The following is a 12,453-nucleotide window of genomic DNA, read 5'->3' on the forward strand; positions in this document are numbered from 1 at the left end:
ATACATCGGCTTGGGATGCGGGATCGGCGGGATGCGGCATCTTGGGAGGATCGGCTTGGGATATCGCTCGGGAAGCGACAACAACTCAGGATGAGATAACAGCTCGGGAAGCGACAACAACTCAGGATGCGGCATCGGCTCGGGAAGCGATAATAGGTGATCTTTGATAAAAGTGAACCGATAGAGTTTTCATACCAGCCGAAACTATCCGTGAGACCCTGAGATTTGAAGTTTTGCTAGCAGATATAATTATCCAAATCAAGGATAGTTACTATCAAATAGAGATACAAACATCGCAATATCCTAATGATTATGAAATTTGGTGGAAAGGCGAAAAGTTAGCTACTATTGAGGTAGCAGAATTACAAGTTTGGGAATTAGACGATATCTTTGAGAAAAAGTTATATAACCTTCTACCGATAGTAATATTTGGCTATAGAAAAGGGATGAAAGAAGGTATGGAAGAAGCAAAACTTAAAACTCATTCTACTACATGAAGGGATCGATATGGCCATGAAAGTAACAGGGTTGTCAAAAACAGAATTACAACAACTCCAAAATAGCGCATCTTTTTGAAAAATTAAAGCCGAAACCTTCTGTGTTGGAATATACTAGGAGGTTTTTTTATATACGAAAATATAACATCTCTAGCGACCGTTTCAGCGGCGGCTAAAAATTCTGCTATACGTAAAATTACGATTACATACAAAAAACCTTCCCCCAAAAAATTCCAGGGAAGGTTTTCTATTGTTGCTACCAAGGAGCTCAGCCTCGTGCTATACGTCGACTTATGAACGCTTAAATAAGGTTTTTCACTCATTCTATAAATTCTGATTTACTGAGCTTGCTGAGAAGTCAAATTATACGTCGACTTATGAACGCTTAAATAGGTTTTTCACTCGTTCTATAAATGACTTATTCTTACTTGTTGAAAAGTCAAATGATTCTTCCATAAACAGCTCTTCTTCGAATTGCTCTTCAAATTGCTCCTCGAAATACTCTTCTTCTTCTTCGAACAACTCCTCAAAATATTCCTCGTATTCTTCGTCGAATGTAGGCTCTTCGTACGCTTCTTCTTCGTATGCTGGCTCGTCGAATGTTAACTCTTCTTCTACAAATTCCTCGGTGTATTCGCTTACAAATTCGTCTTCATCATTCTCTTCGATTGCTGGTTCGTTGAATGCCGGTATCTCTTCTTCTTCGAACTTATCGATCGCGTCAAGGTCGAGTCCTAGCGAGATTAGGTTCGCTTCTACCGCTTTGACTTCTTCTGGTTTTTCGTATGGTAACGCGACGATCGGTATAGTGATTTGGAATGTTCTTTCGGTTCTATCCCCGTCTTTTACAACGGCTACAAATTTGAATATTCCGTTTATTCCAGCTTTGGCTGGTGTTGCTGAAAGGGCTTTCTTGAAGGCTGTGTATTTATCATCGAGTGTAACTGTAGCCCCACTGCCTACAGCATTGCTCACTGCTGCGTTAAGGTACATCATTATGTCGCTGCTAGCTCTTAGCTTATCTGTTGCATTTTTGTCGGCTAAGACATATGGTCCTACACCTTCATCGTATTTGAAGCTTCCATCAGCTTCTGGCTCAACTTTTTCAAGTGAACCGCTTGCATTGTACACGTAAGTGGCTGCAAATGTAGGGAATGATTCTAGCGCGGCCACGAAGTCGCCTAATGCATCTTCTGGATTTTTCGTTATAGTCAATGCAGCTTGGTCCGCACTAGATGTAGAATCAATGCCTTGGGTGAACTTAACTGCAAAGGTGAATGATCCGTCTGCCTCTCGGGTCGGTGCCGTAAATGTTTTAGTGATAATTTCGAAAGTTACGTCCTCGATAACATCATAATTATGAGCATCATCTGTACTGTTGCTTCCAAATCCTTCGGTTAGCAAGTTGGTGATTTGCTTAGAAATTTGCGCCTTCGCTAACGCTTCTGTAGTCGCTGGATTATCAAGATCATTTACAATACTATGAGCTGTTGATCCTACGTTCGCTGTGTAGATTGTATTAGCCATATCAACTGCTGCCTTGTCGGCTGGTGAACTCACGGTGTATGGTGCCGCCGTTACTTTAGCTGTCAACGCCTTTTTAAATATAACGGTGTAATGATCCTCGCTTGCGGCAGCTCCAGTAGCATCATCGTTGGTAACTTCAACCAATTCGCTTACAATAGCTGGTTCAGCGATCATTAGGATTCCAGGAACTTCGTCAAAGCTTAATCTCAATGCTACGTTAAATTCTAACTGGCCATCTTCTCCTTTTTTGTTTTCGGTATCTGGTGTTTGATTATCGTAGTCATCAGTCGCCGGTGTTGTAATCAGATTTTTGGCGTCAGTTAATGCGTCGCCTTCAGCAGAGTCGGCTGCGACAACAAACACTTCTATCGCCGAGTCGTTGATCAAGTTTTCGATTTGCATCTTCAAATCAGCTGCGACCGCTTTTGCTTCAGCTGCGAGTTTTACAGCCTCGTCTGTTCCAGTATCTGCATCGCGGGCCGCTTTCGCTATCGCACCGTCTACTACGAATTCTGTCTCGGAATGAACTTTCGATGCCGCCATTAGTACATTCGCTTTGCTTATAGCGTCCCACTTATATGGTGTCGCCGCTACTTTGAAGGTTGCATTAACAGTTATCTCTTTGTCAGTTGCAGCTGCATCTTCTGCCGCTTGGGTATTAGTTAACTTGATTGTTGCTGAACCTTCGCCTGCTTCACCTTCTGGTTCGTCTGCAGTTCCAGCTGTTCCAGGTGTAACAGTTGTACCACTAACATCTACCGTGATAGTTTCATTTGCTATAACAGATTCAACGAGATTTTTGATATACGCTGTGGCACTGTCGACAGTTGAACCAGCTGGAAGGATGATTTGGTTCTCATCGTCGCCATCGAATAATGTTTCTACCGCTGTTTGGGCTGTTGCCATTGTAGTCTCTTCGTATATACCTTTCATTTTACGTGCACTTAAGAATGTGTTGTGTGCTTCAGTGAGATCAGCAGACACTACGTCTCTTAAAAATATGGCAGCATCGGCTGTTTTTTCGAATGTACCTAGTGCCTTTCTCGCTGTTGCGATAGCGGTGTTCATTGCTCCAATCTCTGTTGCTGATGCGTAATACACCCCTTCTGGTAACTTCGCTATTGCTGTGTCGTCGGATGCGACTCTGGTTAATTTGACTGTTGTGGAATATTCTGCCATTTTGGCGTTGATTGCCACTTTTTCAACGTTGATTGAATTGAGTGATCCTGTTCCAGATAGTCGTGGTTCGTCTGCTCCAACGTCCGCTCCGCCTGGCGTTTTATTTGCCAAAATATTTTCGAATTGGTCGATGGCACTTTGTAAATCGGCGCTCGCTTGCTCATAGCCTTCTTGCGCGCCCACCGCTGTGTACAACTTATTGTATGCTGGCATCGCTTTTTTTGCTGCCATTGATATGAATATTGTAGGTCGTATCGAGTCTGCGTTCTCCGTATCGCTATATTTAAATCCGTCCACGTTCGCGCCTGTTACCCAGATGACTCCATCCGCTAACTCAGTTCCTTGATAATTACTTATGCGAGTTTTTACGTATGCATTCGCTTGGTCGATTTGCGCTTTGAGAACCAATCTCGCTTTTGCCGCATCGGTCATATCGCCTTCCAATGTTCCTTCTTTTGGTTCCGATCTTTCTAATACCGTTGTTATTGTTTTAATGTTAGTGTTTAACTGATTTATTGTAGTTCTTCCGTTTCCTTTTAAGCCAGTTACAGGGTGCGGATCGGTCCCGGCATTTGTAATCGAGTTTGTTGCAAGTGTGACTTGCGCATTCAACGCGGATATTGTTGGTCCAGTAAGCCAGTTCTCACCTACCGGTACATCTTTGCCAGTTGCACTTGTGAAAATTGGTGTTTCCCCGTCGTCTCCAAATAAAATTGCATTCGCCTCGTCGACAAGTATTTGCAAGTCTGATACTAATCCATCTCTTTCATCAAATCTTCCTTCGCCTCTAGCGCTTGCTACTTTCGCCAACGTCGTTGCCGCGTTGTTCAATCCGGTATATGCGGCGGTCAGGCTCTTGGTATTTGCCGCTGGAGCATTGAGTGCTGTTTGCGCTGCGATCACTGCGTTTTTAAATCCGTTGTAATTTGCCATCGGTACCCAGTTATATGAACTGTCGACGTCACCACCGTCTCCTGATAACGTTCCTCTTACTGCGACATCGATCGCTAATTCTCCACTCTCCAGGCTAATGCCTTCCTCGAATACACCGTTTTTATCAAATCCAAGTACACTGAAACCTTGTATTATCGAACTTGCTAGCTTTGTATATGAATCTTGATACGCTTCTGATGCTTCGCTGGTAGAAGAATCTGATGTTTTTACTGCCGCGTCGAACACTCCGTTGGCTCTCTCTAATACTGTAATCGCGTTTGTTAGGATGGCTTGATTTTTTACTTTATCTGCGGCCATATCGAATCGGTCTAATGACGCTTGCGCTCCATTGATTGCTGCTACAAACTGATTTACTGCGACGCTTGATACCCATTGAGTATCGGTTGGTACATCGATTCCATTGGCTTTACTTGATACGCGGATGTCTGGTCCGTTGTCTGCTGCTTCTTCGTCGATTCCATTTCCGTTGCCATCGTCGCCGTCTTCCATTTTCTCGAAGTTATAATCTTCATCTGGAATCAATTGGTCGTAGCCATACGAGTTGCCCGCAGTTCCGTCTGATAATGTGTATTTAAAATGCGGTCTTGGCGCTCCTTTGAGGTATACAAGGTCGTTGACTTTCGCTACAGAAAGTTCGATAAGGCTGCGGATTTCTGATGTCTCCACTAAGTTCGTTCCTTGCTGTACTTTCGGAACAATCCCGTCGATCGCTTTGCCTTCTAAATCTCTTCCGTAGAAGAATTCGTACGATCTCTTAATATTATTGAGCGATACGACAAGTGCCGGAAGGCTAGTTTTCGATGTTGGTTTATCAGGGTTGGCAAATTTCAAAAGAACATTTTCCGCCACTGTTGCTGCGTTGAGAATCTTGGTCACTTCAAGTTTGGTTGACCAATATTGGTTTACCGCGACGTCGGCTCCGTTGAGTAAACTTTGTGCTAATTTATCTGCTGCGATGATCGCTCCATCGGCATAAGTTTCGTTTCCTTTTCTGATGTTGTTCACATACGTTTGCATTGTCGCCGCCACTGATGCGTATAATTCTTTCGCTCCGTATTGAGCGGTTCTCTCGAAGTTGGCGATGCTATTGTTAAGTATCAGTTGCGCTTTGTCTAACGATGTTTCAGTTGCTAATGTATGCTTATATGCATTAACAGCGGCCTTGATAGCTGTCTTCGCTGCATTGAGCGCCGCTTGCGATGTCCAGCGATCTCCAGAATCTGGAATTAAATTGCCGTCTTTATCTTCGCCAGATACATCGGTTCCGAACGCTGTACTGACAACGATTCTGCCTTCATCTATAATTACGGCGTTTACATCTTGAGTCCCGTCTTCCAAATATGCTTGTTGGCCTGTCAAAACTGTCGCGTAATTTATGCGTGCTAATAATTCAGCCTTGGCCGCATTAAGTTTATCCATAGCCTCTTTCTCTGCGGTGCCTGGTGCTGGCTTGAACGCCGCTCCAAGACGCGCGTTAGTTGTAAGTTGCGTAACAAGAGTTTTATTAAATATGGCAGATGCTTTTGCGGCGGTGGTTGTATTGTTTAATAATTTTTCGGTGTTCGTCAACGCTGCCTTCAAACCATTTAATTGTGCGGATGTTACCCAATATGTGTCTTTAGCTGTTGAAGCACCTTTGTTGTCGCTGGCTACAACTTTTTTGCCGTCTTTCATTAATAGAGCCTCGGTACTCACGTAGCTATTGTATAGATCGATTTTTGCGTTTTTCTCGATTTCTACATCTTTAACTTCTTTCGGTGCTTGATTTACTAACAATGCAAGCGCCTCTACTTCTTCGGCTTCTACTTCGTCGCCAGCATCTTCTACTACTTTTATCGCCGCTTTCAACGCATCGATGTATGCTTTTTCAAAGTATACCGCCTCACCAAATTCGGTTGTGATTTCGGCATCAGATAGACCATAAATAATTTTGTCATTGTCATCCTTATCCTCATTCGTGTCAGCTGCTGCAAGAGCGGCTAGCGTGAGAACATCGAATCCACCTGGTAGCTCGCTGACTAACGCATCTCTATTGTCAACAGGGGCAGAACCACTATCATCTAAAGCTCCGCCAGCTACTCCGTCAGCTCCATAGATAATTACTTTTGCCGCGTTAATCCAATCCGTAGCTTTTTCTGTACCAACATCCTCAGTTTTAGTAGGAACAAATGCCGCCACAACTTCAGTGAAATCTACTTGGCTTTTAAAGTATTCAGTCGTTAATGTTCCTACAAGTGTTTTAGCTGCATCTGTTTGCGCAGTATCAGCATCAGTGCCGAATGCAATTGTGAGGGTTTCTTCATTTTCTGCTGAAAGCTCGAGATCCCCTATTGCTGCTGCACCAGCCGCTTTAAGAGCCTTACCTTCGTCAGTAGATGTATCAGCCTCAAGGCCGGCTTTGATTGTATTGAGCGCTGTTATTGTGTGAATATATGCATCAACAATACCTTCGTCGAAGCTTGTGGCATCGTTTATTAATTCCTGCGCATCTATGATAGCGTCTTTTAGGTTTTTGAACATTGTTGGAGTTACCCAATACGTACCATCTGCATATACTTTATCTTCAGTCGCCACACCATATTCGTCACATACATAAATGCCATCAAGTGATAGTTTAACGTTAGCTCCCAATGTAATTTCTTTCGTTAAATCTACTACATTATCAGTAAAGGTTACAGTAATCGCATTTTCAGTTGCGAAATCTGTACCGTCGGCATCTTTGAATGCGAAGGCAGAACCGAGTGCCGTGGTTCCAAGTGCGGCCTGAGCCAATCCATAATTCTCTGTGAAGGCAGTTTTAATGGCAGCATGTTCTGTCTTACCAGCCTTATAGGCCGCTTCCGCAGTAGTAAGTTTAGTTTGAATATCGGTTAAGTAGTTAGCATTTAGTTTAATTAGCTTATCTAGGTCAACGAGACTCTTGTTCTTAGCATCTTCGGCTGCTTTAATAGCTAACATATAGTCGTTTACAACTCGTGAATTTACGTAATGAGTCGGATCAGTTTCATATGGCTCGCCCGATACAGAGTTGATAAGGCCAAACTTGTCATTACTTACATACACACCTGCAGGGAAGTAGGTGATTGTCTTATCAGCGTTTTCAATTTTATAAACGCTATCTGCAGCTCCGTCGATCCATCCAGATTCTTCACGGTTATCTGCCTTAAGAGCGTCAGTCGCAAGAGTGTATAGAGATCCAACAGCGGCGGTGAACGTGTCAAGGGCATCTTTTACAGTCGTAATATCTTTTGGATCTTCATATGCCTTCTCGAAAGCCGCCTTAGCTGTAGTGAGGGTCTTGTTCGCCATTTCAAAGTAATCTTCACCGGTCGCCGCCGCTGATACCATCTTCGCTAGAACATCTTCGTTGAGACTTAATTCCGCATACTTAGCGGCTGGATCGAATGGAGTTGCGGTATCTGCTTTCGTATCATCAGATGGAGTTGAAGGTGAGGCTCCTTCTTCTACAAGATAAGCTGCAATCTTACTATCTGTAACAACTTTCTCAGCGGCCACAATTGCTGCATTATATGCCGAAAGCGTTGCTTCATCAACCCATTTAGCCGGAGCTGTAGTAGCAGGCTCCCACTTGCTAGGAGTATTACCGCCATCAGGAGAAGGGGTATATTTCACAAATGTATAGCCACCATCTTTTGATATCGCAAGATCTGCTGAATCTGGCTTGATATAAACTGTTCCATTAAGTGGATCCACGAGGATTAGCTCTCTAATTGAGCCAGCTGCGGCCTCTGGCTTGGTAGAATCTTCCATGTCAGTATCTATAGTAGTAACTAGATCAGCTCTTTTGGCATATGACATAACTTCCTTCTTAGCATCTTCGAAAACTCCCACCGCTGTTTCAATTTTATCGGCTATTGCTTCGATTTCGCCATTTAAGTATTTAGCAACTAAGTCGTTATATAGATTGCTCGCATTTTTAATTTCTGTAGAGTGAACGTCTACTATATCTCCACCAGCTGGAGCGATAGTCTCATTGCTAACCAACAACGCTACTGGGTCGATTGCCGCAAACAATGCATCAAGATCCGCTGGAGTTACGTAATGAGTAGCCGTAGCCGCCATAAGCTTCTCGTTTTGAATGGAGCTATACGCAGCAGTAGCGTCAGCGGCCTGACTATCAAGTTCGAATCCTTCTGGAGCTACAGTGAATACTTCACGAGTGATAGTGAATACTCCATCATCTGATAATACAGTCGTCTTATCCTCAGGTATAGATCTTTGCGTTGCAAGAACCGGAGCAGTGCCAGAATCAGCAGGCGTAAATGTAGGAAGAGTAACATGTGGCGTAACCATAGCCAAAGCATCAGTAATTTTCTTAACCTCTTCTGCGAAGTCGTCCTTGAGACCCTCTTTAGCGGCTGCGTCGTATGCCTCAATTGCTGCCTCTACCTCCGCGATCTTTGCTTCAACTAAAGCTGTGGATATTGTAGATGTAGGAGCATCAACTAGGCCAGAGAGGAATGTGTGCGCATCGTCTAAGGTATGTGCAAGATCATCGCGCTCATCTTTAGTTACCCAGAAGTGGTCTTTACCAACATCGAGGCCGTCTTTTGCTGAAATATTGTAGAATGTATCAACAGTTTTAGCTGTTACAGCATCAAGATCTTTGCCAACATTGAGTTTACCAATCTCCTCGCCAGCATCTGTTGAAACAGCGGTGAGAGCCGCTTTTGTGACAAAGTCAGTAGTAGCTGTATCAGTTGATGCTGTGAATTTACCAGTTGCCCAAGTACCATAGTTAAAGTAAGCAAGATACCTGCCAAGCGTATCCATAGCCTCTTGCCTTTCAACAGAAGCACCAACTTTTGCTATGTCGGCGATTTCCTCACCAAATGCTGCCATCTTCTCGGCTACAAGAGTGATCTTGGTATCCGCACCATAATCATTTTTAGCCGCCGCTGAAACTCCCGCACTGATTTCTGCACGGTATGCTTTATATTCGGCTTCAGTATCAACACCAGTATTTCCGCCATTTTCATCTTTACCATCATAAAGTTTCATCTCCGCGATTAACTTTTTCAATACACTAGCTTTAGCGTTCGCCTCAGCTGGTGTGATATATGTGGCATCGATTTCAAGGAATGCAGCAGCATCGCTAGGTTTAGGAACTTTTCCAATGGCGAATGAGTTATTGGTCACAGCTGGAGAGATAAAGTATTTATCATCATTACCAAAACCGATCAAAGTAATGTCAGGATCTCCCGTAGCCTCTATAACTTTAGTAGCCTCACTTTTTGTAACTGAAGCATCATTAGAATCGGCATACATATACACTTGAGGAGTCGATGCGAAAGAGAGAGCACTCTCTAAGTTAGGATTATCAGCAGGATTAATTCCGAGCATCGCTATAGCAATTTGCTTGTCGAGTTCGAATGTAGCGGCATTGATAAGTTCTGCCTCACCGTCTTCGGCATCAAGATAGGTATCATACGCATCGGATAGGTTCTTCAACGCTGTTTCTAAATCTTCGATGGTAGTATAGTTGGTAGCTGTTCCGGTACCCATATCTTTATCGTAAGGGGTTTCGTCTGGTAATTGGGTTATCTTTCCTGTAGTGCCGTCTTTCTCTGTCGCTAAAGTAGAATCAGTATCTGCCGTTTTAACTGCGTCGGCGAACTCTTTAAACTTATCAGAAGTCTCGACATCGGTACTAAAATCAAATTCAATTGCGGTAGCGGCATCTGTGACCATGGTATCAGGGTAGAAGTTCTTTACAGCGGCAACGGCTGCATCTAGCTTATTTTCTAAGTCTGTGTAGATAGCATCAGTAACCCAGTATTTTCCATCTGTAACATCGAGTCCATCTTTACTAATAGCAATTTTCACGGCATGCTTCGCTTCTATAGTTGTAGCTTCGCCAAAGTCAACTGGCTTCTGCTCAGCTCCCACTGGTGGGGCATCAAGAATTAGTGGTGCAAACTCAGAATAATCCATATGGGCATCAACGTAGTGAATCTCTTGCTTTAGCTCATCGATAGCTGTTTTGTACGCATCTCCAGTTCCAGCTTCTAAATCGATTTTAGCAACATCTTTATTAACATCTGTAATAATCTTAGCTATTTCTTCAAGATGCTCAATCAATCCGTGAGAACTGTCTTGTGCTATCTTATCTGTTAGTAACATATTTTCGAGAGCAACGAATGCTTCATCATTCTCTGGAATATAAAAGTGAGTATCAATGAATTCTAATCCTTCTGTGAGAGAAGTGTGAAGAGCAGTGAGCCTCAATGACTTGCCAAATTCAGCATCTATTACAGGAACATCTTCCAGATCAGCTTTCGCTACATAACCAAATGAATCACCAGCGGCATCACCAGCAGTTGTCATAAGCTCGCCGATAGTCTCAGCCGCAACATTGAGCGGAGTAACAGCTATAGCACCAGAAGCAAGTAAAGTAAAAGCCATTTGTTTTCGATATTTTTTCATTAACGACATTTATTCATCTCCTTTTTTGAAAGAAGCGGCGCACGTGGCCGCTATATAAAGTGCAGAGAAAACACAACACTCTGCTAGAAATTGGATATACGAGATCCAAAAGTAAACATAATAAGAGCCCTAAATAAAATAAGCGAGGGCGTTAAGTATTCATCAATCACAATGGTCGCACTAGCTATTATCATGACCTGAGTGATGATTGTGTATTGCCATTATTTGGAATTATCAAGATATAAGGTGCCATAACAGCTTAAAGTATTACTTTAACCGAGAAAATTTCGTCACCGGAAACGCCTGTCGTTGCTACATAATTAGCTTAAAGTATTACTTTAACTGCGGCAAAATCGGGCTGTAATTCGTACAGTAAAATTATCGGATGTACCAGCCACGCGATGATCAAGAGGTAAAACGCCATAACAGCTTAAAGTATTACTTTAACCGAGAAAATTTCGTCACCGGAAACGCTTGTCGTTGCTACACAATTAGCTTAAAGTATTACTTTAACTGCGGCAAAATCGGCTGTAATTTGTACAGTAAAATTATCGGATGTACCAGCAATGGCGATGATCAAGATGTAAATCACCATAACAGCTTAAAGTATTACTTTAACCGAGAGATTTTCGTCACCGGAAACGCCCGTCGTTGCTACATAATTAGCTTCAAGTATTACTTTAACTGCGGCAAAATCGGCTGTAATTTGTACAGTAAAATTATCGGATGTACCAGCTATTGCGATTATCAAGATGTAAATCACCATAACAGCTTAAAGTATTACTTTAACCGAGAAATTTTCGTCACCGGAAACGCTTGTCGTTGATACATAATTAGCTTAAAGTATTACTTTAACTGCGGCAAAATCGGCTGTAACATCATTGTGATTGAAAATCATTTTTGTATAAGTATCGACTGATTCGTTATCATTATTTTATGCAATCAAATCAGTCGCGTTAGCTGTTGCCACCGAGTCGACCCCAGCTTTGCCATCGCATCGCCTCATTTGCTATCGCATCGGCCCTCACCAGCTGTTGCCATCGCAAATCGGCTGTTGCCACCGAATCGGCTCACCAGCTATTGCATCGCATCGACCTCACCAGCTGTTGCCATCGAGTCGGCTACCCCAGCTATTGTATCGAATCGGCTCACCAGCTGTTGCCATCGAGTCGGCTACCCCAGCTATTGCATCATCGCTCGCCAGCTATGCTATCGCATCGACCCCCCGGCTATTGCCATCGCATCGACTCCGCCAGCTATTACCACCGAGTCGGCTACCCCGGCTATTGCTATCGCATCGACTTCACCAGCTGTTGCCATCGAGTCGGCTTCGCGAGCTATTGCTATCGCATCGACCTTGTCAGCTGTTGCCATCGAGTTGGCTTCGCGAGCTACTGCCATCGAGTCGACTGTCTAGTTATTGCCATTATTTGGAATTATCAAAATGTAAGGTGCCATAACAGCTTAAAGTATTACTTTAACCGAGAAAATTTCGTCACCGGAAACGCCCGTCGTTGCTACACAATTAGCTTAAAGTATTACTTTAACCGAGAAAATTTCGTCACCGGAAACGCCCGTCGTTGCTACACAATTAGCTTAAAGTATTACTTTAACTACGGCAAAATCGGCTGTAATTCGTACAGTAAAATTATCGGATGTACCAGCTATTGCGATGATCAAGATGTAAGTCGCCATAATAGCTTAAAGTATTACTTTAACCGAGAAATTTTCGTCACCGGAAACGCTTGGGGTTGCTACATAATTTGCTTAAAGTATTACTTTAACTGCGGCAAAATCGGCTGTGATTTGTACAGTAAAATTATCGGATGTACCAGCTATTGCGATTATC

General features: G+C 43.2%; 5 protein-coding genes. 2 read left to right on the plus strand and 3 right to left on the minus strand.

Going from position 1 to position 12,453, the window contains the following annotated elements; genetic code table 11:
• Positions 1–41: 41 nt before the first annotated feature.
• On the plus strand, positions 42–167 hold the full coding sequence (locus PCY70_RS00045; protein ID WP_305767947.1) for a hypothetical protein: 126 nt from the start codon (positions 42–44) through the stop codon (positions 165–167).
• A gap of 66 nt (positions 168–233) precedes the next feature.
• Positions 234–497 carry a hypothetical protein gene (locus PCY70_RS00050; RefSeq protein WP_305767948.1) on the plus strand — a complete coding sequence of 88 codons (264 nt, stop codon included), beginning with the start codon at positions 234–236 and terminating at the stop codon, positions 495–497.
• 375 nt (positions 498–872) lie between these two features.
• Here the strand turns inward: PCY70_RS00050 and PCY70_RS00055 are convergent, their stop codons facing one another.
• The 3 genes from PCY70_RS00055 to PCY70_RS00065 all read right to left on the minus strand — a co-directional run bounded on the left by PCY70_RS00055 (position 873) and on the right by PCY70_RS00065 (position 12,005).
• A complete protein-coding gene (locus PCY70_RS00055; RefSeq protein ID WP_305767949.1) occupies positions 873–10,613 on the minus strand; it encodes a hypothetical protein in 9,741 nt (3,246 codons plus the stop codon).
• Positions 10,614–11,205: 592 nt separating this feature from the next.
• Positions 11,206–11,355 (minus strand): hypothetical protein, encoded by a 150-nt coding sequence (locus PCY70_RS00060; RefSeq protein ID WP_305767950.1) that lies wholly within the window; start codon positions 11,353–11,355, stop codon positions 11,206–11,208.
• Between the two features lie 458 nt (positions 11,356–11,813).
• On the minus strand, positions 11,814–12,005 hold the full coding sequence (locus tag PCY70_RS00065; RefSeq protein ID WP_305767951.1) for a hypothetical protein: 192 nt from the start codon (positions 12,003–12,005) through the stop codon (positions 11,814–11,816).
• Between the last annotated feature and the right edge of the window lie 448 nt (positions 12,006–12,453).

Source organism: Candidatus Epulonipiscium viviparus (assembly GCF_030708075.1).
GTDB classification, from domain to species: Bacteria; Bacillota; Clostridia; order Lachnospirales; family Cellulosilyticaceae; genus Epulonipiscioides; species Epulonipiscioides viviparus.